The sequence below is a fragment of the Streptomyces sp. NPDC041968 genome, assembly GCF_055589025.1.
Map to the genome: position 1 here is coordinate 68,602 of NZ_JBVJCB010000001.1, position 25,500 is coordinate 94,101.

Consider the following 25,500-nt stretch of genomic DNA (forward strand, 5'->3'; position numbering starts at 1 on the left):
CGCCTCATTCGGCGACGCCCACCACCAGCCAGATGAACGCGGCGCCCGCGACCGTGCACAGCAGGGTCGAGCGGGCGGGGTGCTGGTGATGCGCCTCGGGGAGGATCTCCGCCGCGGCGAGGTAGAGCAGGACTCCGCCGAAGAGGCCGAGGTAGGCGCCGAGGGCCTGCTCGGGGATGCTGAACAGCAGGGTCGAGGCCGCGCCGAGCACCGGGGCGCAGGCGTCGGCGAACAGCATCGCCACGGCCCGGCGGCGGGCGTTCCCGTACAGGCTGGTCAGCGTGTAGGTGTTGAAGCCGTCGGCGAAGTCGTGGGCGATCACGGCCATCGCCACCGCCGCGCCCATGCCGCCGCCCACCTGGAAGGCCGCGCCGATCGCCACGCCGTCCATCGCGCTGTGCCCGACCATCGCGGCGGCGGCCGTCAGGCCCACCTGGGGCGAGCGGTGCGTGTGCTCGTCGGCGCCGTGCGCCGCGCGGCGGGCCGCCAGCAGGCGCTCCACCAGGTGTGCCAGCAGGAAGCCGGCGACGAAGAGCAGCAGCGCCTCCGGCACGCCGAACACCTCCTCGCCCGCCGCGTCCAGGGCCTCGGGCAGCAGGTCGAGGCCGACCACGCCCAGCATCAGGCCACCGGCCAGCCCCAGGACCAGGTGGCGCCGGTCGGTCACGCGCTGTGCCGTCCAGCCACCGGCCAGGGTCATCAGGAACGCGCCGAGCGCGACGAAGACCGCCATGGGCCCTTGCTATCGGATCGGGGCGCGTATCCGTGCGCACGACAGCAGCAACCGCAGTAAATATGCGTAGGAGAGGACCGATTCCCATGGCTTCCGAGGACTCCGTGGCACCCGAGGTCTCGGCGGCACCCGCCGCCGCGGCCGGGGACCCCACCGGCAAGGTGACCTTCGTCGGTGCCGGGCCGGGCGCCGCCGATCTGCTGACGTTCCGCGCCGCGCGGGCCATCGCCGAGGCCGACGTCGTGATCTGGGCGGCCAGTCTGGTCCAGGAGGAGGTGCTGGGGCATGCCCGTCAGGACGCGGAGGTCCTGGACTCGGCGACGATGTCGCTGGAGGACGTCGTCGCGGTCTACCGGCGGGCCCGTGCGGAAGGGCTGCGGGTCGCCCGCATCCACTCCGGCGACCCGGCCCTGTGGGGCGGGACGCAGGAGCAGCTCGACCGGTGCGCGGAGATCGGCATCGCGACCGAGGTGGTGCCCGGCGTCTCCGCCTTCTCGGCGGTGGCCGCGCTGGCGCAGCGGGAGCTGACCATCCCGGAGGTCGCGCAGTCCGTCGTCCTGACCCGGCTCGGCGGCGGCAAGACGCCGATGCCGCCCGGGGAGGAGGTCCGCGAGTTCGCGAAGCACGGCACCACCATGGCGGTCTTCCTGTCGGCGGCCCGCAGCGGTCAGCTGGTGCGGGAGCTGCTGGAGGGCGGCTACCCGACCGAGACGCCGGTCGTCGTCGCCTACCAGGCCACGTGGCCGGAGGAGCTGGTCGTGCGGTGCACGATCGGCACGCTGGAGGAGACGGTCAAGGAGCACAAGCTCTGGAAGCACACCCTGTTCCTGGTCGGCCCGGCCCTCGACGCGCACGGCACCCGCTCGCACCTGTACCACCCGGGGCACTTCCACGGCTATCGCAAGGCCGACCCCGAGGCGCGGCGGGAGCTGCGCACGCGGGGTGCGAGCACGTGATCACGGTGGTGGGCATGGGGGCCGGCGAGCCTCCCGCCGGGGACGTCGCCGCCGGTGCCGCGCTGGTGGTCGGCGGACGGCGCCACCTGGACGCCGTACGGCTGCCGGCGGGGGCCGAGCGGGTCGTCCTCGGGGCGTTGGCGCCGGCCCTGGACACGGTCGCGGAGTACGTCGCCGAGGAGCGGCCGGTGGTCGTCCTGGCCTCCGGCGACCCGGGGTTCTTCGGCATCGTGCGGGCGCTGGCCGAGCGGTTCGGGCCCGAGCGGCTCGACGTGCGGCCCGGTGTGTCCTCGGTCGCGGCCGCGTTCGCGCGGGCCGGGCTGCCGTGGGACGACGCCGTGGTGGCCAGCGCGCACGGGCGGGACCTGCGGACGGCGGTGAACGTGTGCCGGGCGTACCCGAAGGTCGCCGTGCTGACCGGGCCCGGGGCGGGTCCGGCGGAGCTGGGCGCCGCGCTGCGCGGCGACGATCGGGTGCTGGTCGTCGCCCGCGCGCTGGGCTCCGCCGGGGAGCGGGTGGAGCGGGTGACGCCCGCGGAGGCCGCCGGCCGGGACTGGGGAGCGGCGGTGAGCGTGGTGCTGTGCCTGGACGAGGCGCGGGCGCTGGGACCGGCGCGGACCATCGCGGGGGCGCGGGGCGGACGCGGCGAACCGGACCCCCACGGGGGACCGGACGTATCCGTGGCACCGGACGTGCCCGCGCGTCCGGACGGGCCCGTGGGACCGGACGGGCCCGTGCGTCCTGTCCGGGGTGCCGGGCCGGGCGGAGGGGCCGGCTGGGCCCTGGACGAGACCGAGTTCGCCCACCGCGACTCGATGATCACCAAGTTCGAGGTGCGCGCGCTGGCGCTGGCCCGGCTCGGGCCGCGCCCCGGTGACCTGGTGTGGGACGTCGGGGCGGGTTCGGGGTCCGTGGCCGTGGAGTGCGCGCGGCTGGGTGCCGCCGTCGACGCCGTGGAGAAGACACCGGACGGCGTCGAGCGCATCCGCGCCAACGCCGTCGCGCACGGCGTCGACGTCCGCGTGGTGCACGGCACGGCGCCCGGGGCGCTGTCGGACCTGGCGGACCCCGACGCCGTGTTCGTCGGCGGGGGCGGGCACGAGCTGCCCGCGGTCGTCGCGGCCTGCGCGCGGCGCGCCCGGCGTGCCGTGGTCGTCGCCCTGGCCGCGCTGGACCGGGTGCCGGCGGCCCGCCGGGCGCTGCTCGACGCCGGGCTGGAGTGCGACGGGGTGCTGTTGCAGTCGTCCCGGCTCGCCCCGCTGCCGGGGGACGTGACCCGGCTCGCGGCGGCCAATCCCGTGTTCCTGCTGTGGGGCGTGAGGCCGCACAGCCGTACCGAAGGAGTTTCCCCTTGATCGGCCTGATCTCCGCCACCGCGGCGGGAGCGGCCGCGCGGGACCGGCTGGCCGCCGCCTGGCCGGACCGCACGCGCGTCTACGAGGGTCCCGTCGCGGACGCCGTACGGACCGCGTTCGCCGAGTGCGAGCGGCTGGTGTGCTTCCTGGCCACGGGGGCCGTCGTCCGGCTCGTGGCACCGCTGCTGGACGACAAGCGGACCGACCCCGGGGTCGTCTGCGTGGACGAGGGCGGACGGTTCGCCGTGTCGCTGGTCGGCGGCCACGGGGGCGGCGCCAACGCACTCGCCGTCGCGGTCGCCGGGGTGCTGGGCGCCGAGCCGGTGGTGACGACGGCGACGGACGCCGTGGGACTGCCGGGGCTGGACACCCTCGGGATGCCCGTGGAGGGCGATGTCGCCGGGGTGTCGCGGGCCCTGCTCGACGGTGTGCCGGTCGCGCTGCGCGCGGAGGTGCGGTGGCCCCTGCCGCCGCTGCCCGTCACCGACGAGGGCGCGTACACGGTCCGGCTGACCGACCGTCTGGTGGAGCCCACCGGGCGCGAGGCCGTCCTGCGTCCGCCGTCCCTGGTCGTCGGCGTCGGCGCCTCCAGGGGGGCACCCGTCGACGAGGTGCTCGGGCTGGTCGAGGAGGCGCTGCGGGACGCCGGGCTGTCCGCCGCGTCCGTCGCCGAACTGGCCACCGTGGACGCCAAGGCACAGGAGCCCGGGATCGTCGGGGCCGCCGAGCGGCTGGGCGTGCCCCTGGTGACGTACGCCGCCGGGGAGCTGGCGGGCGTGGCGGTGCCCAACCCCTCCGACGCGCCGCTCGCGGCGGTCGGCACGCCGTCGGTCGCGGAGGCGGCGGCGCTCGCGCGGGGCGGCGAACTCCTCGTCCCCAAGCGCAAGTCGGCGTCGAGTCCGGCGATGGCCACCTGTGCCGTCGTACGGCGGCCGGGGCGCGGGCGGCTCGCGGTGGTCGGGCTCGGGCCGGGCGCCCGGGACCTGGTCACGCCGCGCGCACAGGCCGAGTTGCGGCGGGCTTCGGTGCTGGTCGGTCTCGACCAGTACGTCGACCAGATCCGCGACCTGCTGCGGCCCGGTACCCGGATCCTGGAGTCGGGGCTCGGTGCCGAGGAGGAGCGGGCCCGGACCGCGGTCGAGGAGGCCCGCCGCGGACACGCCGTCGCCCTGATCGGCAGCGGGGACGCCGGGGTGTACGCCATGGCGTCGCCCGCGCTGGCGGAGGCGTCCGACGACATCGACGTGGTCGGGGTTCCCGGGGTGACGGCGGCGCTGGCGGCCGGGGCGATCCTGGGCGCGCCGCTCGGTCACGACCACGTGTCGATCAGCCTGTCCGACCTGCACACGCCGTGGGAGGTCATCGAACGGCGGGTGCGGGCGGCGGCCGAGGCGGACCTCGTCGTGACCTTCTACAACCCGCGCAGCCGGGGCCGGGACTGGCAGCTGCCCAAGGCGCTGGCGATCCTCGCGGAGCACCGGGAGCCGACCACGCCGGTCGGGGTCGTGCGCAACGCGTCGCGCGCCGACGAGTCCAGCCGCCTGACCACGCTCGCCGCCCTGGACCCGGCGGCGGTCGACATGATGACGGTCGTGACGGTGGGCAACACCGCGACCCGGGAGATCGCCGGGCGCATGGTGACCCCGCGCGGCTACCGCTGGCAGGAGCGGGCCGAGTGAGCCCCGTCGCGCCCCCCGTCGGGCTGCCCGCCGTGAACGACGTGTCCGAGAGGGGCGGTCCGGCGGTCGCGTCGAACGCCCTGCCGCACCACCCCCTTCCGTCCGAGGAACCCGAGGAGAAACTGTGACCACCCCGCCCGCCCTGCTCATCGCCGGACACGGCACCCGGGACGAGGCCGGAGCCGAGGCGTTCCGCGACTTCGTGCGCGAGCTGGGCCGCCGCCACCCCGAACTGCCTGTCGCCGGCGGATTCATCGAACTGTCGCCGCCGCCGCTCGGCGAGGCGGTCGCCGAGCTGGTCGAGCGCGGGGTGCGCCGGTTCGCCGCGGTGCCGCTGATGCTGGTGTCCGCCGGGCACGCGAAGGGCGACATCCCGGCGGCGCTCTCCCGCGAGAAGGAGCGCCACCCCGGTATCTCGTACACCTACGGGCGTCCGCTGGGCCCGCACCCCGCGCTGCTGCGGGTGCTGGAGCGGCGCCTGGAGGAGGCCGTCGACCCCTCCTGGGACCGCTCCGAGGTGACCGTGCTGCTGGTGGGGCGCGGTTCGACGGACCCGGACGCCAACGCGGAGGTGTTCAAGGCGGCGCGGCTGCTGTGGGAGGGACGCGGGTACGGGGCGGTGGAGACGGCGTTCGTGTCGCTGGCGAAGCCGGACGTGCCGGGCGGCCTGGAGCGGTGCGTGCGGCTGGGGGCGCGGCGGGTCGTGGTCCTGCCGTACTTCCTGTTCACCGGCATCCTCCCGGACCGGGTCCGGCACCAGACCGAGGAGTGGGCCGCGGCGCACCCGGAGACCGAGGTGCGTTCGGCGGACGTCATCGGGCCGGAGCCGGAGCTGCTGGACCTGGTGTGGGAGCGGTACGAGGAGGCCGTCGAGGGCGACCTGCGGATGAACTGCGACTCCTGCGTGTACCGGATCGCGCTGCCGGGGTTCGAGGACAAGGTGGGGCTGCCGCAGCAGCCGCACTTCCACCCCGACGACGACGGCCACCACCACCACGGGCACCATCACGGGCATGGACACGCACACTCCCACGCCCACTGAGGGCCCGGCCGTCGACCTCGACCTGCGGCACCACGGGGACGCCGAGGTCCGCGACGACGGCTCGGCGCTGGTGGACCTCGCGGTGAACGTCCGCGCGGACACGCCCCCGGTGTGGCTGCGCGAGCACGTCGCCGCCTCGCTCGGCTCCCTCGCGGTCTACCCGGACGGGCGGGCCGCGCGGGCGGCGGTGGCGGCACGGCACGGGCTGCCGGTGGAGCGGGTGCTGCTGACGTCGGGCGCGGCGGAGGCGTTCGTGCTGCTGGCGCGGGCGCTGAAGGTGAGCCGGCCGGTCGTGGTGCACCCCCAGTTCACGGAGCCGGAGGCGGCGCTGCGGGACGCGGGGCACACGGTCGGCCGGGTGCTGCTGAGGGAGGCGGACGGCTTCCGGCTGGACCCGGCCGCGGTGCCCGAGGAGGCCGACCTGGTGGTGGTCGGCAACCCGACGAACCCGACGTCGGTGCTGCACCCGGCGGACGCGGTCGCGGAGCTGGCCCGCCCCGGGCGGACGCTGGTCGTGGACGAGGCGTTCATGGACGCGGTGCCGGGTGAGCGGGAGGCGCTGGCCGGGCGCACCGACGTGCCCGGGCTGGTCGTCCTGCGCAGCCTCACCAAGACGTGGGGGCTGGCCGGGCTGCGCATCGGGTACGTCCTGGCGGCCCCGGAGACGATCACGGAGCTGGAACGCGCCCAGCCGCTGTGGCCGGTGTCGACGCCGGCGCTGGCGGCCGCCGAGGCGTGCGTGGCGCCGCGGGCGCTGGCGGAGGCCGCCCACGCCGCGCACCGCGTCGCCGCGGACCGGGCGCATCTCGTCGCCGGACTCACCCGGTTCGCCGCCGGCGGAGTGCGGGTCGTCGAACCGGCCGCGGGCCCCTTCGTCCTGGTCCGTCTCCCGCACGCCGCCGCCGTACGCCACCGGCTGCGCGATCTCGGGTACGCGGTGCGGCGCGGGGACACGTTCCCGGGTCTGGGCGAGGAGTGGCTGCGCCTCGCGGTACGGGACCGGGCGACGACGGACGGCTTTCTGCGGGCGCTGGAGCGGGCGGTGGCGGGACGGGCCTGACCCGTACGGCGGGCGGGGCGCACGGCCTGCTCGCCGGTGAGGCCGGCGGACGGAACACCCGCGGCCGCCCGGCGCTTCCCTCCGCCGACCCCGAAGGACGGCACCGCCGCGCCCCACGTGCGCGGCGGTGCCGCCCGGCCCGGCAGCCCGTACGGCCCGCCCCCCTCGCCCTCACCACCGCCCGCGGGCACCCGCCCGGACGGTCACCCGCGCCGGCGCCGGGCCAGCAGCAGGGAGCCGCCGCCCGCCAGGACAAGGGCCGCGGCCCCGGCGGCGAGGTAGGGGGTCGCCGAACTGCCGCCCGTCTCGGCGAGGTCGGCCCCGGCGCGGGCGCCCTGGGGCCGGACCTCGGCGGCCGGTTCGGCCTCCTGCCCGGCGGGGGGCTCGTCGGCCTTCGCCGGAGGCTGCTCGGCTTCCGGGGCCGCCGGGGACTCACAGGTCGCCTTCGCCAGGGTCAGGGTGCCGTCGACCTCCGCGACGTTCAGGTCCAGGGGGTTGACGGACACCTTGAGTTCGAGCGCGGTGGCGGCGGCCGTACGGGAGGTGGTCTCCTTCCGGGACAGGTCGAGCCGCACCTCGCCGACACCGGGAACCTCGACCTCCGTCGTCCCGCCGGTGGTCAGGGTGACCTTCTTGCCGAGGACCGTGACCGGGCCCAGCAGGTTCGCGTCGGCGACCGGCTTCTTCCCGGCCTCGCACGTCGCGGTGGAGGTGACCTGCTCGACCTCGACCACCGACAGCAGCGGCAGGCCCGGGACGTGGAGCCGCGCGCGGGCGAGGTTCGCGCGGCCCTCGCTCTTCGCCGCGGTCGCCGTCGCCGCGGACTCGGCCACGTCGGCCCGCAGGACGCTGAAGGCCCTGCCGCCGTCGACGCCGTCCAGCCGCGCGGTCAGCGCGGTCTTCCGGGCCGTCTCGGGCGCGTGCACCTCGTTGAGGGTGACCGCGAGCGGGACGTTCACGGTCTTGTTGAGCAGGGACACGTCGAGCCCGGTCCGCAGGACGGTGGCGCTCGCGCGGCCGTGGCCGCCGGTCGCCTGTGCGGTGCCCGCGCCGGCCAGGGCCGCGGGACCGGCGGCCAGGACCGTGGCCGCCGCGACGGTGACGAGACGGCGTGCGGGCGTGCGGAAGGTGTTGCCGTTCAAGGTGGTGGGACCCCCAGTGAGACATGCGTGCGGGACACGCATGAGCGACATGCTTGGGACCCGCACAGAATGTCCTCGCGCCCGCCCGACCGTCAGCGATCCCGGGGCACTTCACCCCTTCGTGGGGTTTCCGCCCGCGCTTTCGAATTCTTCGGCACGGGTGTTCCCCGGCGTCACCCCGGACGGCTAACCGACCACCCGTCCGTTCAGCACCACCCGGCGCGGAGCGGCGAGCACGCGCACGTCCGCGCGCGGGTCCTCGTCGAACACCACCAGGTCCGCCGGCGCGCCCTCCTCCAGGCCGGGACGTCCGAGCCAGCGCCGGGCGGCCCAGGTCGTAGCGGCGAGGGCCTCCACGGGCGGGATGCCGGCCGTCACCAGCTCGGCGACCTCCGCCGCGGCCAGGCCGTGGGCCAGGGCCCCTCCCGCGTCGGTGCCGACGAAGACCGGGATACCGGCGTCGTAGGCGCTCCGCACGGTGTCGTAGCGGCGCTCGTGCAGCCGGCGCATGTGGGAGGACCAGCGGGGGAACCGGGACTCGCCGCCGTCGGCGAGCGCCGGGAAGGTGGCGATGTTGACCAGGGTCGGCACGATGGCGACGCCCCGCTCGGCGAAAAGGGGGATCGTGTCGTCGGTCAGGCCCGTGGCGTGCTCGACGCAGTCGATGCCGGCCTCGACGAGGTCGCGCAGCGAGTCCTCGGCGAAGCAGTGGGCGGTGACGCGGGCGCCGAGACGGTGGGCCTCCGCGATCGCCGCCTCCACGGCGCCGCGCGGCCAGCAGGCGGACAGGTCGCCGAGGTCGCGGTCGATCCAGTCGCCGACCAGCTTCACCCAGCCGTCGCCGCGCCGGGCCTCCTGCGCGACGTACGCCACCAGATCCTCGGGCTCGACCTCCCAGGCGTAGTTGCGGATGTAGCGCCGGGTGCGGGCGATGTGCCGGCCGGCCCGGATGATCTTCGGGAGGTCCTCGCGGTCGTCGATCCAGCGGGTGTCGGAGGGCGAACCCGCGTCGCGGATGAGGAGGGTGCCCGCCTCCCGGTCGGTCAGCGCCTGTTTCTCGGCGACGTCCTCGGGGACGGCGCCGTGCCGGTCGAGGCCGACGTGGCAGTGGGCGTCGACCAGGCCGGGCAGCGCCCAGCCCGTGACGGTGCGGACGTCGGCCGCACCCGCGGGACGGTCGTAGGAGATCCGGCCGTCGACCACCCACACCTCGTCGCGGACCTCCTCCGCTCCGACCAGCACCCGACCCTTCACGTGCAGCACCGTGCGATCGCTCATGTCCCGCACCCTAGACCGGTGCGGCGGGGTGTTCGAAGGCCGGTCACCGGGCGGCCGCGCGGGCCTGCCGCCCGGCCGCCCGCCGGGCGGCGACCGCGCCCGCGACGGCGGTCAGGGCGAGCACGGCGGCCCCGGGGCTGGCGTAGCCGGGGACGTCGGCGGAGTCGTAGCCGCCGCCGTCCGTGGTCTCGCAGCGGAAGCGCAGGGGCAGCAGGGAGGCGTCGTAGTCGATCACCCGCTCGGACAGCTCCTGGGACACACCGGTGCGGCAGGGCCCCATCGGCGAGGAGCCCGTTCCCCCGTCCTCCGCCTCCATCACCGCGAAGCCCACACACAGCGCGCCCCAGGCGTACAGCAGGACGGCACCCGCGCCGGCGGCCCCGGCGACGGCCCGCCAGGGCGCGCCCGCCCTGGGCCGCCCGGGAGCCGCGGGACGGGCCGCGGGGTAGGGGCGGCGCCCGAACGTGTCGGCGTTTCGGCCGAGGACGACAGCCGTCACCACGGCGATGGCCACGAGCAGCAACAGAACGGACACGAGGCCGAGTTCATCAGGCCGACGATCGTTCCGGCTGTGGCGGAAGCCACAATTCCGGGCGTGAGGGTGTCGCAACGGAAACCCTCCGCGCGAGTGGCGACGCGGGCCATGGTTACTCTCGACTCCGTACGCGCCGTACACCTGCCCGTTACTGAAGAGAGCACCGCCGTGACCCACCCCTTCCTGGACCTCGCCCCGCTGAGCGCCGGCCGTTTCGCCGCGATCGAGGACCGGGTGGCGCGCCTGCTCGGCACCGGACAGGACGTCGTGATCATGCAGGGCGAGGCGCTGCTGCCGCTGGAGGGCGCGATCCGCGCCGCCGCCGGGCCGGGCACCGTCGCGCTGAACATCATCACGGGGCCGTACGGGCAGACCTTCGGGAACTGGCTGCGGGACTGCGGCGCGACCGTGCACGACCTCGCCGTGCCGTTCCACACCGCCGTCTCCGCCGAACAGGTCCGCCGGGCCTTCGCCGAGCACCCGGGGATCGACTTCGTGTCCCTGGTGCACGCGGAGGCGGCGACCGGGAACACCAACCCGGTCGCGGAGATCGGCGAGGCGGTGCGGGAGCAGGGCGCACTGTTCTACCTGGACGCCGTGGCCTCGGTGGGCGCCGAGCCGGTGCTGCCGGACGCGTGGGGCGTGGACCTGTGCGTGATCGGCGCACAGAAGGCGATGGGCGGTCCGGCCGGCGTGTCGGCGGTGTCGGTGAGCGAGCGGGCCTGGGCGCGGATGGCGGCGAACCCGCACGCCCCGCGCCGGTCGTACCTCTCCCTGCTGGACTGGAAGGAGCGCTGGATCGACGGCGGGCGCAAGGCGCTGCTGCACGCTCCGGCGCAGTTGGAGATGCTCGCGCTGGAGGCGTGTGTGGAGCGCATCGAGGCGGAGGGCCCGGAGACGGTGATGGCGCGGCACGCCTCGGCCGCGGCGGCCACCCGCGCCGGTGCGCTCGCGCTGGGCGGCGGCCTGGAGCCGTACGTGCACGAGGTGAGGGACGCGGCGCCGGTCGCGACGACGCTGCGGGTGCCGGCGGGCACCGACGCGTCGGAGCTGGTGGCCCGCGCCCTGGCCTCCGACCCCACGCTGCCGCTGGCCGCGGGCGGGGGCGCGCTGGCGAAGGAGATGCTCCGGGTCAACCACTACGGCCCGGACGCGACGCCCGGGGCCGTACAGGGCTGCCTGGCGGCACTGGGTGCCGCGCTGGCCGAGGGCGGGGTCGGGACGGACCTGGGGGCGGCCCGGCGCGCCGCCGAGTCCGCCTGGGAGGCGCAGAGCGGCACAGGCCTTTCCGGGGCGTGAATTCTTGGAATTTGCCGAAGCCATCAAAAGCGAATTCGGCAATTCTTCGGAGTGCAGCCATCGGTGTTCTTCTGCCCGCTTTCCCCGAGCCTAAACTCTAAGATTTCGATAAGTTCGAGACCGGCATTTCGGACACGCGTCGCACAGGTTACATGATTGTGACCCGTTACACATGCTGACCGATTCGCGCCGTTCCTCCAGGTCAAATCATCCCAAAGTGTCGTCGGTTCGCGCAGTGGCACGCGCCCGCGTGATATCACACGACACGTTCATACGTAACCCCGTCCGGCGATGCAATTTCGATTTTCGCTGGGTAATTTCATTTGCATGACTGCCGCGCAAGCAGACCTGCAAATCGATCGTCCGAGAGTGGCCGACGGCGCCGCCCTGTGGCGGATAGCCAAGGACTCGAAGGTCCTCGACGTGAACTCGTCCTACAGCTATCTGCTCTGGTGCCGTGACTTCGCGGCAACCTCGGCCGTCGCCCGCGACGGGCACGGCGTGCCGGTCGGCTTCGTGACCGGCTACGTGCGGCCCGACCAGCCGGACACGCTGCTCGTGTGGCAGGTGGCGGTGGACGAGGCGTACCGTGGTCGGAAGCTGGCGGCTTCGATGCTCGACGGGCTTGCCGCCCGGACCCTCGCGGAGTGCGGGACGACGACCGTGGAGACCACCATCTCCCCCGACAACACCGCTTCCCAGCGGCTGTTCACCTCGTTCGCCGAGCGCCACGGCGCCCCGCTGGAGCGCGAAGTCCTCTTCGACACGGACGAGTTCCCCGACGGGCCGCACGAGCCCGAGGTCCTGTACCGCATAGGCCCCCTCGGCGGCCCGGCCCGCGGCTGACCGCCCGGCGGGCGCCTTCGCCGCCCGGCCCCCAGACTTCCCGGCCCGGACCGCGCCGGTCCACCGGATCCGTACGACCTTCCTCTCCCACCCTCACCCCACGAGGAGCGATTCGTCGTGACCATCACCCAGCCCGACCTCAGTGTCTTCGAGACCGTCGAGTCCGAGGTGCGCAGCTACTGCCGCGGCTGGCCCACCATCTTCGACCGTGCGGTCGGCAGCCGCATGTACGACGAGGACGGCCACGAGTACCTGGACTTCTTCGCCGGAGCGGGCTCGCTCAACTACGGGCACAACAACGCCGTACTGAAACGCGCGCTCATCGACTACCTGGAGCGGGACGGCGTCACGCACGGTCTCGACATGTCGACGACGGCCAAGCGCCGCTTCCTGGAGACGTTCCAGAACACGATCCTGCGCCCGCGCGACCTGCCGTACAAGGTCATGTTCCCGGGCCCGACGGGCACCAACGCCGTGGAGTCCGCGCTGAAGCTGGCGCGCAAGGTGAAGGGGCGCGAGTCGATCGTGTCCTTCACCAACGCCTTCCACGGCATGTCGCTCGGCTCGCTCGCGGTGACCGGCAACGCCTTCAAGCGGGCCGGCGCCGGCATCCCGCTGGTGCACGGCACGCCGATGCCGTTCGACAACTACTTCGACGGCACCGTCGAGGACTTCCTGTGGTTCGAGCGGCTCCTGGAGGACCAGGGCTCCGGGCTCAACAAGCCGGCCGCCGTGATCGTGGAGACCGTGCAGGGCGAGGGCGGCATCAACGTCGCCCGGCCCGAGTGGCTGCGCGCCCTGTCCGAGCTGTGCGAGCGCCAGGACATGCTGCTCATCGTGGACGATATCCAGATGGGCTGCGGACGTACCGGCGCCTTCTTCTCCTTCGAGGAGGCGGGCATCACGCCGGACATCGTCACCGTCTCCAAGTCGATCAGCGGCTACGGCCTGCCCATGTCGCTCTGCCTGTTCAAGCCGGAACTGGACGTCTGGGAGCCGGGCGAGCACAACGGCACCTTCCGCGGCAACAACCCGGCCTTCGTGACGGCGACCGCCACCCTGGAGGCGTACTGGGCCGACGGGTCGGCGATGGAGAAGCAGACCCGCACCCGCGGTGAGCAGGTCGAGCAGCACATGATCGCCATCACCGAGGAGAACCTCGCCGACGTCAAGGAGTACCGCGGCCGCGGCCTGGTCTGGGGCCTGGAGTTCCACGACAAGGACCGCGCGGGGAAGATCGCCAAGCGCGCCTTCGAGCTCGGGCTGCTCATCGAGACGTCCGGCCCCGAGAGCGAGGTCGTCAAACTGCTGCCGGCGCTCACCATCACGCCCGACGAGCTGGACGAGGGCATGAAGACCCTCGCCCGCGCGGTGCGCGAGACCGCCTGACACCCCACCTTCCGGCGCCTTCGACCGCGCGGCCGAAGGCGCCGGGGACCCTGCACACCCTTCACCTAGGAGGCATCGCAACACCGTGATCGTCCGTTCGTTCAAGGAGATCGAAGGCACCGACCGGCACGTGAAGTCGGCGTCCGGCACCTGGGAGAGCAAGCGCATCGTCCTCGCCAAGGAGAAGGTCGGCTTCTCCGTGCACGAGACGATTCTGTACGCGGGTACGGAGACGTCGATGTGGTACGCGAACCACATCGAGGCCGTCGTCTGCACCCAGGGCGACGCCGAGTTGACCGACCGCGAGACGGGGAAGACGTACCACATCACCCCGGGCACGATGTACCTCCTCGACGGCCACGAGCGGCACACGCTCAAGGTCAAGGAGGACTTCCACTGCATCTGTGTCTTCAACCCGCCCGTGACCGGACGGGAGGACCACGACGAGAACGGCGTCTACCCGCTGCTCACCGAGGAGGTGTGAGTCATCGTGACCATCACGACCACGAACATCACCGATCTCTACCCCACCCGCGGCGCCACCGAGGTGGCCACCCCCCGCAAGGACCCGGTCGTCTGGGGCTCCCCGGACACGCCCGGTCCCGTCTCGGCCGGTGAGCTCCAGTCCCTGGACCGCGACGGCTTCCTCGCCGTCGACCAGCTCATCGGGCCGGACGAGGTAGCCAGGTACGCGCGGGAGCTGGAGCGGCTCACCTCCGACCCGGCCATCCGCGCGGACGAGCGCTCCATCGTGGAGCCGCAGTCCAAGGAGATCCGGTCCGTCTTCGAGGTGCACAGGATCAGCGAGGTCTTCGCCGAGCTGGTGCGCGACGAGCGCGTGGTCGGGCGGGCCCGGCAGATCCTCGGCTCGGACGTCTACGTCCACCAGTCCCGGATCAACGTCAAGCCGGGCTTCGGGGCCAGCGGTTTCTACTGGCACTCGGACTTCGAGACCTGGCACGCCGAGGACGGCCTGCCGAACATGCGGACGATCTCGGTCTCGATCGCGCTCACCGAGAACTACGACACCAACGGCGGTCTCATGATCATGCCGGGGTCGCACAAGACGTTCCTCGGGTGCGCGGGGGCCACGCCGAAGGACAACTACAAGAAGTCCCTGCAGATGCAGGACGCGGGGACGCCGTCCGACGAGGCGCTGACCAAGATGGCGTCGGAGTACGGCATCAAGCTGTTCACCGGCAAGGCCGGCTCGGCGACCTGGTTCGACTGCAACTGCATGCACGGTTCGGGCGACAACATCACGCCCTTCCCGCGCAGCAACGTGTTCATCGTGTTCAACAGCGTGGAGAACACGGCCGTCGAGCCGTTCGCGGCGCCCATCCGGCGCCCGGACTTCATCGGCGCGCGGGACTTCACTCCGGTGAGGTGACCCGCATCTGATCCCGGGCAGGGGCCTCTTCGTGTGGGACGGGAGGCCCCTGCCCGATGCGTGTCCCGGGCCGGCAGCCCGGTCGCGCGAGACCCGGCCCTGGTCTCCCGATCCGGCGCTTCCGGCCCCGCTGTCTCAGTCCGCCAGTACGTCGAGCAGCCGGTCGACGTCCGCCGGCGTGTTGTACACGTGGAAGGCGGCCCGCAGATGGCCCGCCCGGTCCGAGACCTGGACCCCCGCCCGGCCCAACTCGCCCTGTCGATGGCCGAGTCCGGGCACGGACACGATCGCGGAACCGGGCGCGGGCACCGGCGCGTGGCCCAGGGAGGCCAGCCCCGCGCGGAACCGGTCGGCGAGGGCCGTGTCGTGGGCGTGCACGGCGTCCACGCCGAGTTCCTCGATCAGGGCCAGTGAGTGCCGGGCACCCGCGTACGAGAAGAGGGCGGGACTCTCGTCGAAGCGCCGTGCGGAGTGCGCGAGTTCCCCGACGGGGCCGTAGCAGCTGTCCCAGGGGTGCTCCCCGGACGCCCACCCGGCGAACAGCGGCGTCAGCCCGGCGGCCTCGCCCAGGTCCTCGGGTACGACGAGGAAGGTGACGCCGCGCGGGCAGAGCAGCCACTTGAAGGCGACCCCGGTCACGAAGTCGAACTCCCCCGCGGCCTGCGGCAGCCACCCGCTGGACTGCGAGGCGTCGATCAGGGTCCGCGCCCCGTGCGCCCGGGCGGCGTCCCGCAACGCCGCGAGGTCGGCGATCCGGCCGTCGGCCGACTGGACGGAGCTGACCGCCACGAGCGCGGTGTCCGGCCCCACCGACTCGGCGATCCGCTCCAGCGGCACACCGCGCACCTTCAGGTCCCCGCGCACGTGGAAGGGGTTGACCAGGGAGCTGAAGTCGCCCTCCGCGGTGAGGACCTCGGCGCCCGCGGGCAGCGAGGCGGCGACGAGCCCGCTGAACGTGGCGACCGACGCCCCGGCCGCGACCCGCCTCGCGGGCACCCCCACGAGGCGGGCGAAGACGGACCGGGACGCCTCGACGTCGGCGAACATGTCGAGCGGCCGCCCCTGGGCCGCGGACACCGCCGCGTCACTCATCGCGGCGAGGGCCCGGGCGGGGAGCAGACCGGTGCTGGCGGTGTTCAGATACGTGGTCCTGGGGTCGAACTCGGCACGGACGAGGTTCTCGAAGCGGTTCTCGACGCTCTCCATGGCACCACTGTGCGGCCACGGGACCTCCCCGTCCATTGCGTATTCCTACGCGGTTCCCCCAAGGAGCGCTTATGGACGGGCTCTCACCTGCGCCTTTTCAGTTCCGGGGGACCGCGCACCCGTCCGGACCGCACGCCTCGGCGTCACCGTCGCCGATCGGCTCCAGGGACGTGCGCTCGCCCCACGCCTGCGTCAGCGCCCGGGCGAAGACCTCCGCCGGCTGGGCGCCGGAGACGCCGTACGCCCGGTCGAGCACGAAGAACGGCACGCCGGTGGCGCCCAACCGCGCGGCCTCGCGCTCGTCGGCGCGCACCTCCTCGGCGTAGGCGGCGGGGTCGGCGAGCACCGCGCGGGCGGCGTCCGCGTCCAGTCCGACGGCGACGGCCAGCTCCACCAGCCGCTCGTCGTCGGCGAAGACGGACCGCTCCTCGGCGAAGTTGGCGCGGTAGAGCGCGTCCAGCAGCGCCTCCTGGCGCCCGTGCTCCCTGGCCAGGTGCAGCAGCCGGTGCATGTCGAAGGTGCTGCCGTGGTCGCGGCCCCGGGTGCGGTAGTCCAGGCCCTCGGCGGCGGCCTGCGCGCCGAGGTTGTCCTCACCGGCCCGCGCCTGCGCCTCGCTCATGCCGTACTTGGCGGTGAGCATCGTCAGCACCGGCTGGACGTCGTCCTTGGCCCGCCCGGGGTCCAGCTCGAACGACCGGTGCACCACCTCGACCCCGTCGCGGTGCGGGAAGGCCGCGAGCGCCTTCTCGAAGCGGGCCTTGCCCACGTAGCACCACGGGCAGGCGATGTCGCTCCAGATCTCGACGCGCATGTCTCGGCTCTTCTCCAGGTCGTACGGGTGCGGAGGCGCTCTCCGCCATGTACGTGAACGTTCAAGCAGCGGACCTCATTCCCCGTCCACGTCGAAGCGCAGGAACAGGTGGTGGTCGCCGTCACCCGGGGGCCTGTCCGGGTCGGGGACCCAGCCCTGGCGGCCGTAGAAGGCCCGGGCGCGCCGGTTGCCGACGTGCACGTCCAGGACGGCCGTCCGCCTGCCGTCGACGCGCCACTGCTCCACGCAGGCGGTGTGCAGGGCGGTGCCGATGCCCGACCGCCAGTGGCCGGGGTCGACGTGGAACTGGAACAGCCTCACCGTGTCCGCCGGTCCGTCCGCCGGCACCCGGAAGGAGGCGATGCCGACGAGGCCGCCCCCCGCCACGGCGCCCAGCACCTGCCCGTCGGCCCGCAGGGCGGCTCCGCGCCAGGCGGCGACCCAGTCGGTCCCGTCATCGGGGAGCCCGTCCGGGCAGTACGTCGCCCGGGCCCGGGCGTGCAGGGCGGCCACGGTCTCGGCCTCGACGGAGAGGACGGTGCGGATCACCGGGCCGGCGGACAGATGTTCGTCGATCATGCACGGGAGGACGTGGAAGCCGCGCCCTCCGGTTGCCTCAGCTGCCGTCGCGCAGGTCGGCCGGCCACCCCGGGCGCAGTTCCAGACGGTCGTACGTCACCACGCACCCCTCCCCCGTCGGCGCCTGGGCGAGGAAGCCGACCAGGGCCGCGCCCGTCTCCTCCTCGTCCCCCAGCGTGAACAGCCGGACGAACGTCCAGCGCTCGCCGTCGACGGAGGCGTGGAAGGCGAAGGCCCGCCCGGACCGGCTGACCCGCAGCCACACCGTGTTCCCGTCCACCGGGAAGGAGTTGCAGTCGTCGGAGTGCCCGCGGGTGACCACCGTGCAGACGGTGGGCACGTCCGGGGAGTACTCCAGGCACAGCTTGGCCCAGGCCCGCTCACCGACGTGGACGTAGAGCACCCCGGCGTCGAAGGCGCCCCGGAAGCCGACGGTGACGCGGGCGATCAGCTGGAAGTCGCCGTCGGGAGCGCCGAGCAGCCGGGGTGCGTCGGAGGCGGGCTCCAGCCCCTCACCGGTCGGCGGCACGAAGCGGTCCTGCCTCGCCCCGGCCCTCCCGGTGAGGACACCGTCCTCGTAGGACCAGGCGCCGTCGGGGCCGTACGGACGCAGCGGGAAGGGCAGTTCGGGGAGTTCGAGAAGCATGGTGCGATCCTCTCAGGCCCGGGGACGCGCCCCGGGCGCGGGCTGCGACGGCGAGCGGCCGCGCCCGCACGGGGCGCGACCGCGTGGTGTCTACCGCTCCAGCACGCCGTTGAACCTGCGGGGGAGCCCCAGCGGGTTGTCGTCCCGCAGTTCGGGCGGCAGCAGCGCCTCGGGCGTCCCCTGGTAGGCGACCGGCCGCAACCACCGCTCGATCGCGGTCCCGCCCACCGACGTGGAGGTCGACGTCGTGGCCGGGTACGGGCCCCCGTGGTGCTGGGCCGCCGCCACGGCGACACCCGTGGGCCAGCCGTTCACCAGCACCCGCCCCGCGAGCGGCGTCACCTCGGCGAGCAGCTCGGCCCCCCGGCCCTCGCCCGCCGCCTCCTCGGCGGAGAGCTGCACGGTCGCCGTGAGGTTGCCCGGCAGCCGGGACAGCACGCCCCGCACCTCGGTCTCGTCCTCGTAGCGCACCACCACGGTGACCGGCCCGAAGCACTCCTCCAGCAGCAGGTCGTGCGCGCCCTCCTCGGTCAGCCGCCCGGCCGGCACGGTCAGGAACCCGGCGCTGACGGTGTGCTCGCCGCCCGCGCCCGGCGTCACCGGGGAGTCCACGTCGGGCAGCGCGGCGCGCTCGGCGACCCCGGCGACGAAGTTGTCCCGCATGCGGTGGTCGAGCAGCACACCGGCGTCGGTGTCGCTGACGGCGTCCGTGAGCGACTTGACCAGGCCGTCACCGGCGGCGCCCGCCGGTACCAGGACCAGGCCGGGCTTCACGCAGAACTGGCCGACGCCCAGCGTCATCGAGCCGGCCAGCCCCGCGCCGATCGCCTCCGCCCGCTCGGCCGCCGCCGCCTCCGTGACCACGACCGGGTTCAGCGAACCCAGCTCGCCGTGGAAGGGGATCGGGACCGGACGCGCCGCCGCCGCGTCGAACAGCGCGCGGCCGCCCCGGATGGACCCGGTGAAGCCCGCACCGGCGACCAGCGGGTGCTTGATCAGCTCGATGCCGGCCTCGAAGCCGTGCACCAGGCCGACGACGCCCGCGGGGATGCCGTGCCGGGCCGCGGCCCCGCGCAGCACCCTGGCGACCAGCTCGGACAGGGCCGGGTGGTCCGGGTGGGCCTTGACGACGACCGGGCAGCCCGCGGCGAGCGCGCTCGCGGTGTCGCCGCCGGGGACGGAGAAGGCGAAGGGGAAGTTGGAGGCCGAGTAGACGGCGACGACGCCGAGGGGCACCTTGTAGCGACGCAGGTCCGGGATGGGCGGGGTGGCCGTGTCGTCGGGGTGGTTGACGACGACACCGAGGAACTCGCCCTCGTCGACGATGTCGGCGAAGGCCCGCAGCTGGTAGCAGGTGCGGGCGAGTTCGCCGGTGAGCCGGACCGGGCCGAGCGCGGTCTCGGCGTCGGCCACCTCGACGAGGGTGCTCTCGGCCGCCTTCAGCTCGTCGGCGGCGGTGCGCAGGAAGGCCGCGCGGACGGTGCGGTCGGCGAGGGCCGCGCGCGCCGCGTGGGCGGCGCGGACGGTGGAGTCCACCTCCTGGGCCGTGGCCTCCACCGCGACCTGTTCACGCTGCTTCCCGGTACGGGGGTCGACACTCCAGACTGGTGCTGCTGCCACCGAGGGTCCCTCCACGTGCTCTGCAACGGACTCGTTCGATATGCTGAACGCTGTCTCTGATGATGAATATGCTGTTGGAGACTATTTCCCGCCGAACGAAGGGGTCAAGGGCGATGTCGGCTGGCGAGACGGGGGGCGGAGCGCAGGTCAAGTCCGCCGTGCGGACGGTTGAACTGCTCGAGTACTTCGCCGGACGCCCCGGCATGCACTCCCTCGCGTCGGTCCAGGAGGCCGTCGGGTATCCCAAGTCCAGCCTCTACATGCTGCTGCGCACGCTCGTGGAGCTGGGCTGGGTGGAGACGGACGCGACGGGCACGCGGTACGGCATCGGTGTGCGGGCGCTGCTGGTCGGCACGTCGTACATCGACGGCGACGAGGTGGTGGCGGCGGCGCGGCCGACGCTGGACCGGCTCTCCGACGACACGACGGAGACCATCCACCTCGCGCGCCTCGACGGCACGAACGTCGTCTACCTGGCCACCCGCCAGTCGCAGCACTACCTGCGGCCGTTCACCCGGGTCGGCCGCCGGCTGCCCGCGCACTCGACCTCCCTCGGCAAGGCCCTGCTGAGCACCTACGGCGACGAGCAGGTCCGCAAGATGCTGCCCGAGACGCTGCCCGCGCTGACCGAGCACACCATCACCGACCGGGAGAAGCTCATCGAGGAGCTGCACCAGGTGCGGGAGCAGGGCTTCGCCGTGGACCGCGAGGAGAACACGCTGGGGCTGCGCTGCTTCGGCGTCGCGGTCCCCTACCGGACCCCCGCGCGGGACGCGATCAGCTGCTCGGTGCCGGTGGCGAGGCTGACGCCCGCGCACGAACAGATGGTCAAGGACGCGCTGTTCGACGCACGGGACCGGCTGACGCTGGCCACGCGTAGGCTCTGAGCCATGCACATCGCACTGCGCGCGGTCCACGACAGTGATCTGCCCGTCTTCTTCCGGCAGATGAACGACCCGGAGGCCCTGCGCATGGCGGCCTTCACCCCCGCCGACCCGGCCGACCGGGACGCCTTCGACGAGCACTGGCGCAAGATCAGGGCCTCGTCCGACATCGTGCGGACCATCCTGGGCGACGGGGACGTCGTCGGCAGCGCCGCGGTGTACGGCGAGCCGGGCGAGCGCGAGGTGACCTACTGGATCGACCGGGCGTACTGGGGGCGGGGGGTGGCCACGGCGGCGCTGCGGGCCCTCCTCGCGGAGGTGCGGGACCGCCCGCTGTACGCGCGGGCGGCGGCCGACAACACCGGGTCGCGGCGCGTGCTGGAGAAGTGCGGCTTCGAGACGAGCGTCCGGGCCCGCGGGTTCGCCCCGGCGCGCGGCGAGGTGATCGACGAGGTCGTGCTGCACCTCGCGGAGTGACCCGGCGCCGGTGAGGCCGGGTTCATGAACGGACGATGAGAAACCGGGCGCACGGGAACGTTTCCCCCCGGCCCGCTCGTCCTGCTGGCGGGATGAACAAGACGATCAGGCGCGCCTCGGTCTTCACGCTGCTCCTGGTGTTCGCTCTGCTGGTCAGGGCGACCTGGGTGCAGTTCTACGACGGCCGGGCGCTCGCGGACAGCAAGGACAACCGGCGCAACGCGATCGAGACGTACGCGGAGCCGCTGGGGAACATCATCGTGGCCGGCCGGTCCGTCACCGGCTCGGCGCCGACGGAGGGGAGCGACCTCGCGTACAAGCGCACGTACGAGGACGGAAGGCTCTACGCGGCGGTGACGGGCTACGCCTCGCAGGCGTACGCGCCGACGCAGTTGGAGGGGATCTACCAGGACGTGCTCAACGGCACCGACCCGCGGTTGAGGACCGTGACGGACACGGTCACGGGCAAGCGCGCCGAGCCGGGCAACGTGGTCACGACCATCGACCCGGACGTGCAGAAGGCCGGGTTCGAGGCGCTGGGCGAGACGAAGGGCGCGGCCGTCGCGATCGACCCGAAGACGGGCAGGATCCTCTCCGTCGTGTCGACCCCGTCGTACGACCCGTCGTCGCTCACCGACGCCAACACCGCCGGCGAGGCCTGGGAGCAGCTCACCGGCGACCCGGACAAGCCGCTGACCAACCGCGCGCTGCGCCAGCCGCTGCCGCCCGGGTCGACGTTCAAGCTCGTCGTGGCGGCCGCCGCACTGGAGAACGGGCTGTACGGGTCGGTGGACGCCAGGACCGACAGCCCGGACCCCTACCGGCTGCCGGGCACCACGACCGATCTGACGAACGAGAACCCGGACGCTCCCTGCGAGAACGCCACGATCCGCACCGCGTTGCAGTACTCCTGCAACAACGTCTTCGCGAAGATGGCCGTCGACCTCGGCCAGGACGAGGTGCGGGCCATGGCGGAGAAGTTCGGGTTCAACGACACGTCGCAGGACGTGCCGGTCCGGGCGTACACCAGCGTGTTCCCGAAGGACATGAACAGCTCGTCGACCGCCCTGACCGGCATCGGCCAGTTCGACGTGACGGCGACCCCGCTCCAGATGGCGATGGTCTCCGCGGCCCTCGCCAACGGCGGCGAGCTGGTCTCCCCGCACATGGTGTCGCAGGTCACCGACAGCGGCGGCGACGTCCTGGAGGACCACTCCGACGCGGACTCCCGGCGGATCGTCGGCACGGGCACCGCCGAACAGCTCCAGTCGGCCATGCGGACCGTCGTCGAGGAGGGCACGGGATCGAACGCGCGGATCCCCGGAGCGACGGTCGGCGGCAAGACGGGTACCGCCCAGCACGGCGAGAAGAACAGCAAGACGCCGTACGCCTGGTTCACCTCGTACGCCAGGTCCGACTCCTCGGACGAGGAGGTCGCCGTGGCGGTCGTCGTCGAGCAGTCCGACGCGGCCCGCTCCGAGGTCAGCGGCAACGGCCTGGCGGCCCCGGTGGCCAAGGCGATGATGGAGGCGGCGCTCAGGAACTAGCACCGCGCGGCGGGTTCGGTTCGGCCCCTCACACGGCGTTCGACGCACCGACCATACGGTGCGTCGAGCGCTGCTACAGTCCGGACTCCGGCCCGGCGCACGGCTGTTCGACGCCGGGGTAGCCGCTGCGAGGGGGGTCCGCCCGTGGGCACAGTCGTCGACGACGCCGCCTCCGCGGAGTTCCACGCCTTCTTCGAACGCCACTACGCCGAGCTGTCCCGGCTCGCCCACCTGCTGACGGGCGAGCCGGACGCCGCGGACGACCTCGCGGCGGACGCCCTCCTCGCCCTGTGGCACCGCTGGGACCGGGTCCGCGCGGCCGACCACCCGGTGGCGTACGCGCGCGGGGTCGTCGCCAACCTCGCCCGCACCCGCATCCGCACCGCCGTGCGCGAGCGCAGACGCGTCGCGCTCTTCTGGGCGCAGCGCGAGGAGCGGACCGAGAACCCGGACGTCGCAGGCGTGGTGGACGTGCAGGAGGCGCTGCGCCGGCTGCCGTTCCGCAAGCGGGCGTGCGTGGTGCTGCGGCACGCCTTCGACCTCTCCGAGAAGGAGACGGCACTGGCCCTGGGGGTCTCGGTGGGTACGGTGAAGAGCCAGACGTCGAAGGGCGTGGCCGAGCTGCAGCGGTTGCTCGGCCCGCGGGCGGCTCCGGGGCAGGTGCCCGCGGCGTTCGCGCGCAGCGGTGGGGCCGCGGGGAGGGACCGATGACCGGGCGGCGGGACGTGGACGAGGAGTTGCGCTCCCGGCTGCGCGAGGCGGCCGGGGCGCACCGGCCCGACCGGGCGCGCGTCCTGGCCCGGGTCGAGCGCGGCATGGCGGGCGGGGAGCGTCCCGGCCCCCACCGGGCGACGCGTCCGCCACTGCCGGGCTGGGCGCGGGTGGCCGGTGCGACGGCCGCGGTGGCCGGGGTCCTCGCGGTCGGCGGGTACGCGGTCGCGTCGGCGGCGAAGGACGACGCTCCGCCGCAGCGCTCGGTGGCCACCTCGCCGACGCCGGCGCCCGCCCCGTCGCCGGACGCCACCGCGAGCGACGCGCCCGTCCCGCCCACCGGTCCGACGCCGAGCGGCCCCTCCGGGCCGAGGACCCCGGACTCCCCCGCGTCCCCGCGGCCGCCGGCCGCCACCGCGACGGCGACGGCGACGGCCCGCCCGCCCGCGTCCGCCGCCGAGGACGGACCGCTGTGGTCGGACGGTTCGGTGGACCCGCACAGCAACGACTTCTGGGCGCAGAGCAACCTCACCCTGAGGACGGACGTGCCCCTGACCGCGCTCACCGTCGAGCTGCGGGTCGCGCAGACCGGCGGGGTGGCCTCCACCGGCGCCTGGCGGACGCTGCCGGAGGAGGACTTCACCTTCACGGTCGACGAGCGGGACGGTTTCCTCGTCCACCGGTGGACGCTCGAGCGGGGCCGGACGGTCCCGGCGGGCGAGTGGATGTTCGCCGGGCAGTACCACCACGAGCGCGGCGGCCGGGACGCGCGCGGCGACCGCTACACCGTGACGGCCACCGCCGGCTCCGAAGGGCTCTCGGTGGACGGCGACTTCGCGACCGGCGACGGCGGCTCCTGACGGCGACGGGCGACGGCAGCGGCGGGTGGCGACGGGCGGAGGACGGCGGGCGGCGACTCGCGGAAAATCCTCGCGCGGCACGGCAACCTTCTCCCTCCCCGGTGGCGACCAGGAAGCACGACGACCTCGCCCGCGCGGACCGACCGTCCGAGCGCCCCTGGTCCGCCGGCCCGCCCCCCGGGCCGGTTGCGTGCCGTCCGAGCCCCTGCTCGGCCGGCCGCCGAACGCCTCCGCCGGTGACGACCGGCGGAGGCGTTCCCCTGGGCGCGGGCGCCTCCGGAACCCCGTCGGACGGGTCAGCGGTGCCGGGCGTACGGCCGCCAGTCGCCGAGGTACGCCTCCCGGGTGTGCGAGGCGGCCTCGGCGCGGGTGAGCTGGGGCCGGTTCTCCGGGACGGTCACCGCGGCGCCGGGGCCGGTGTTGCGGTACTCGCGGAACCGCTGCTGCTGCCAGGGGTACGTCTCCCGCATGTCGGCGTAGGGCGCGACCGCGTCGATGCCCGCGCCGAGGCGGGTCTCGCGCACGGTGAGCATCGGCCGGGCGGTGACGTCGGAGCTGGGCACCCAGGGGCGGGCCAGCTTGTAGTAGCCGTCGGGTGCCTCGCTGCTGACGCGGCTGTGCGTCACCAGGTAGCCGCGCGGGTTGGCGCCCGCCGTGGACGGCGCGAACACGAAGCCGTGCGGGGCGCCGGGCAGGTCGGTGCGGAGCAGGGTGCGGAAGTGGCAGTCCTCGAACACGGCCGTGGCCCGCCCGAAGACGAAGTCGACGTCACCCTCGACGTGGCAGTGGGCGTAGTACTGGCGGGCGAAGTGGCCGAGGTCGCGGCTGTCGGCGTAGAGGGTGTCCTGGTGGCCGAGGAAGCGGCAGTGGTGGAAGGCGGTGCGGTCGCCCATGGCCTTGAGGGCGACCGCCTGGGTGCCGGTCCAGCCGGGGTGGTCGGCGCGCAGCCAGTCGTTGGCGAAGGTGATCCAGCGGGCGGTGAAGCCGTCGGCCCGCACGGTGGTGGTGGCCGAACCGCTGGTGCCGTAGGTGCCGGAGCCGTCCGGTTTGGGGGTGCCGGCGGCGTTGTCGAAGACGATGACGACGTCCCGCGCGTCCCGCGAGGCGCCGATCCAGGTCGCCCCGGTGCGGTCGGCGTCCACGGAGACCGTCTCGCGGTAGGTGCCGGGGGCGAGGACCAGCGTCCAGCCGTCGCCCCGGGCCGCGTTCACGGCGGCCTGTACGGAGGTGAAGTCGCCGCGGCCGTGCGGGTCGACGTACAGGGTCCGCGGGGTGCGGCGGGCGGCCGGGGAGCCGTACCGGCCGAAGGGACGCGGGCCCGGCCGGGTGCCGGCGGCGGCGGGGGCGGCCGTGGCGCCCAGGGCGGCGACCGCGCCGGCGGTGGTCAGGAGGAAGCCTCTGCGGGACGGGGCGGCTCGGTGCATGCGGTGCTCCTCGCGGTGCGGGGGGGGAGAG

General features: G+C 74.1%; 26 protein-coding genes. 16 read left to right on the plus strand and 10 right to left on the minus strand.

Going from position 1 to position 25,500, the window contains the following annotated elements:
* Window positions 1-4: 4 nt before the first annotated feature.
* On the minus strand, window positions 5-733 hold the full coding sequence (locus ACZ6EG_RS00335; protein WP_391972528.1) for a ZIP family metal transporter: 729 nt from the start codon (window positions 731-733) through the stop codon (window positions 5-7).
* An 86-nt stretch (window positions 734-819) separates the two neighbouring features.
* Here ACZ6EG_RS00335 and cobM point away from each other — a divergent pair, with 86 nt between their 5' ends.
* The 6 genes from cobM to cobC are packed head-to-tail and all read left to right on the plus strand — an operon-like array spanning window position 820 to window position 6,825.
* Complete coding sequence (gene cobM, locus ACZ6EG_RS00340; protein WP_469600381.1) at window positions 820-1,689, plus strand: precorrin-4 C(11)-methyltransferase; 870 nt, start codon at window positions 820-822, stop codon at window positions 1,687-1,689.
* On the plus strand, window positions 1,686-3,044 hold the full coding sequence (gene cbiE, locus ACZ6EG_RS00345) for a precorrin-6y C5,15-methyltransferase (decarboxylating) subunit CbiE (RefSeq protein WP_391972530.1): 1,359 nt from the start codon (window positions 1,686-1,688) through the stop codon (window positions 3,042-3,044). Before cobM ends, cbiE begins: the two co-directional genes overlap by 4 nt.
* Complete coding sequence (cobJ, locus tag ACZ6EG_RS00350) at window positions 3,041-4,723, plus strand: precorrin-3B C(17)-methyltransferase (RefSeq protein WP_391972531.1); 1,683 nt, start codon at window positions 3,041-3,043, stop codon at window positions 4,721-4,723. The genes cbiE and cobJ overlap by 4 nt, the downstream gene beginning before the upstream one ends.
* Window positions 4,720-4,851 carry a hypothetical protein gene (locus tag ACZ6EG_RS00355; protein WP_469600385.1) on the plus strand — a complete coding sequence of 44 codons (132 nt, stop codon included), beginning with the start codon at window positions 4,720-4,722 and terminating at the stop codon, window positions 4,849-4,851. The genes cobJ and ACZ6EG_RS00355 overlap by 4 nt, the downstream gene beginning before the upstream one ends.
* On the plus strand, window positions 4,848-5,765 hold the full coding sequence (locus ACZ6EG_RS00360; protein ID WP_361016172.1) for a sirohydrochlorin chelatase: 918 nt from the start codon (window positions 4,848-4,850) through the stop codon (window positions 5,763-5,765). The genes ACZ6EG_RS00355 and ACZ6EG_RS00360 overlap by 4 nt, the downstream gene beginning before the upstream one ends.
* Window positions 5,737-6,825 (plus strand): Rv2231c family pyridoxal phosphate-dependent protein CobC, encoded by a 1,089-nt coding sequence (gene cobC / locus ACZ6EG_RS00365; RefSeq protein WP_391972533.1) that lies wholly within the window; start codon window positions 5,737-5,739, stop codon window positions 6,823-6,825. The genes ACZ6EG_RS00360 and cobC overlap by 29 nt, the downstream gene beginning before the upstream one ends.
* A 203-nt stretch (window positions 6,826-7,028) precedes the next feature.
* On the opposite strand, the gene ACZ6EG_RS00370 is transcribed toward cobC, so the two are convergent.
* The 3 genes from ACZ6EG_RS00370 to ACZ6EG_RS00380 form a co-directional block, all read right to left on the minus strand.
* A complete protein-coding gene (locus ACZ6EG_RS00370) occupies window positions 7,029-7,967 on the minus strand; it encodes an SCO1860 family LAETG-anchored protein (protein WP_391972534.1) in 939 nt (312 codons plus the stop codon).
* A 186-nt stretch (window positions 7,968-8,153) separates the two neighbouring features.
* On the minus strand, window positions 8,154-9,245 hold the full coding sequence (locus tag ACZ6EG_RS00375; protein ID WP_391972535.1) for an amidohydrolase family protein: 1,092 nt from the start codon (window positions 9,243-9,245) through the stop codon (window positions 8,154-8,156).
* 43 nt (window positions 9,246-9,288) lie between these two features.
* Window positions 9,289-9,780 (minus strand): hypothetical protein, encoded by a 492-nt coding sequence (locus tag ACZ6EG_RS00380; protein WP_469600390.1) that lies wholly within the window; start codon window positions 9,778-9,780, stop codon window positions 9,289-9,291.
* A 168-nt stretch (window positions 9,781-9,948) separates the two neighbouring features.
* On the opposite strand from ACZ6EG_RS00380, the gene ACZ6EG_RS00385 reads away from it, so the two are divergent.
* The 5 genes from ACZ6EG_RS00385 (at window position 9,949) to thpD (ending at window position 14,704) form a co-directional block, all read left to right on the plus strand.
* Window positions 9,949-11,079 (plus strand): pyridoxal-phosphate-dependent aminotransferase family protein, encoded by a 1,131-nt coding sequence (locus tag ACZ6EG_RS00385; protein WP_469601622.1) that lies wholly within the window; start codon window positions 9,949-9,951, stop codon window positions 11,077-11,079.
* Window positions 11,080-11,406: 327 nt separating this feature from the next.
* Complete coding sequence (gene ectA, locus ACZ6EG_RS00390) at window positions 11,407-11,925, plus strand: diaminobutyrate acetyltransferase (RefSeq protein WP_383647525.1); 519 nt, start codon at window positions 11,407-11,409, stop codon at window positions 11,923-11,925.
* Between the two features lie 117 nt (window positions 11,926-12,042).
* Window positions 12,043-13,314: a diaminobutyrate--2-oxoglutarate transaminase gene (ectB, locus tag ACZ6EG_RS00395; protein WP_391972538.1), complete on the plus strand. Its 1,272-nt coding sequence runs from the start codon at window positions 12,043-12,045 to the stop codon at window positions 13,312-13,314.
* An 85-nt stretch (window positions 13,315-13,399) separates the two neighbouring features.
* Window positions 13,400-13,798: an ectoine synthase gene (locus tag ACZ6EG_RS00400; RefSeq protein ID WP_356607732.1), complete on the plus strand. Its 399-nt coding sequence runs from the start codon at window positions 13,400-13,402 to the stop codon at window positions 13,796-13,798.
* Between the two features lie 6 nt (window positions 13,799-13,804).
* A complete protein-coding gene (thpD, locus tag ACZ6EG_RS00405; RefSeq protein ID WP_356607734.1) occupies window positions 13,805-14,704 on the plus strand; it encodes an ectoine hydroxylase in 900 nt (299 codons plus the stop codon).
* Window positions 14,705-14,839: 135 nt separating this feature from the next.
* Here thpD and ACZ6EG_RS00410 read toward each other — a convergent pair whose 3' ends face one another.
* The 5 genes from ACZ6EG_RS00410 to ACZ6EG_RS00430 all read right to left on the minus strand — a co-directional run bounded on the left by ACZ6EG_RS00410 (window position 14,840) and on the right by ACZ6EG_RS00430 (window position 19,566).
* Window positions 14,840-15,946, minus strand: a complete 1,107-nt coding sequence (locus tag ACZ6EG_RS00410) for an aminotransferase class V-fold PLP-dependent enzyme (RefSeq protein ID WP_391972539.1) — start codon at window positions 15,944-15,946, stop codon at window positions 14,840-14,842.
* A gap of 61 nt (window positions 15,947-16,007) precedes the next feature.
* Entirely contained in the window at window positions 16,008-16,721 is a 714-nt protein-coding gene (locus ACZ6EG_RS00415; protein ID WP_391972540.1) for a DsbA family oxidoreductase, read from the minus strand.
* Window positions 16,722-16,796: 75 nt separating this feature from the next.
* Entirely contained in the window at window positions 16,797-17,300 is a 504-nt protein-coding gene (locus tag ACZ6EG_RS00420) for a GNAT family N-acetyltransferase (protein WP_391972541.1), read from the minus strand.
* Window positions 17,301-17,337: 37 nt separating this feature from the next.
* Window positions 17,338-17,946: a DUF1349 domain-containing protein gene (locus ACZ6EG_RS00425; protein WP_391972542.1), complete on the minus strand. Its 609-nt coding sequence runs from the start codon at window positions 17,944-17,946 to the stop codon at window positions 17,338-17,340.
* A gap of 90 nt (window positions 17,947-18,036) precedes the next feature.
* Window positions 18,037-19,566, minus strand: a complete 1,530-nt coding sequence (locus ACZ6EG_RS00430; RefSeq protein ID WP_391972543.1) for an aldehyde dehydrogenase (NADP(+)) — start codon at window positions 19,564-19,566, stop codon at window positions 18,037-18,039.
* Between the two features lie 113 nt (window positions 19,567-19,679).
* On the opposite strand from ACZ6EG_RS00430, the gene ACZ6EG_RS00435 reads away from it, so the two are divergent.
* From ACZ6EG_RS00435 to ACZ6EG_RS00455, 5 genes are all read left to right on the plus strand, one after another.
* Window positions 19,680-20,453: an IclR family transcriptional regulator gene (locus tag ACZ6EG_RS00435; protein WP_053128744.1), complete on the plus strand. Its 774-nt coding sequence runs from the start codon at window positions 19,680-19,682 to the stop codon at window positions 20,451-20,453.
* A gap of 3 nt (window positions 20,454-20,456) precedes the next feature.
* Window positions 20,457-20,927: a GNAT family N-acetyltransferase gene (locus ACZ6EG_RS00440; RefSeq protein WP_469600399.1), complete on the plus strand. Its 471-nt coding sequence runs from the start codon at window positions 20,457-20,459 to the stop codon at window positions 20,925-20,927.
* Window positions 20,928-21,019: 92 nt separating this feature from the next.
* Complete coding sequence (locus ACZ6EG_RS00445) at window positions 21,020-22,474, plus strand: peptidoglycan D,D-transpeptidase FtsI family protein (protein ID WP_391972545.1); 1,455 nt, start codon at window positions 21,020-21,022, stop codon at window positions 22,472-22,474.
* Between the two features lie 144 nt (window positions 22,475-22,618).
* Window positions 22,619-23,185, plus strand: coding sequence for a SigE family RNA polymerase sigma factor (locus ACZ6EG_RS00450; protein ID WP_391972546.1), 567 nt, complete (start codon window positions 22,619-22,621; stop codon window positions 23,183-23,185).
* Window positions 23,182-24,045 (plus strand): hypothetical protein, encoded by an 864-nt coding sequence (locus ACZ6EG_RS00455; RefSeq protein ID WP_391972547.1) that lies wholly within the window; start codon window positions 23,182-23,184, stop codon window positions 24,043-24,045. Before ACZ6EG_RS00450 ends, ACZ6EG_RS00455 begins: the two co-directional genes overlap by 4 nt.
* A 296-nt stretch (window positions 24,046-24,341) precedes the next feature.
* Here the strand turns inward: ACZ6EG_RS00455 and ACZ6EG_RS00460 are convergent, their stop codons facing one another.
* The gene (locus ACZ6EG_RS00460) at window positions 24,342-25,469 is read right to left on the minus strand and encodes a pectinesterase family protein (RefSeq protein ID WP_469600404.1); all 1,128 of its coding nucleotides are present in this window, start codon (window positions 25,467-25,469) and stop codon (window positions 24,342-24,344) included.
* Between the last annotated feature and the right edge of the window lie 31 nt (window positions 25,470-25,500).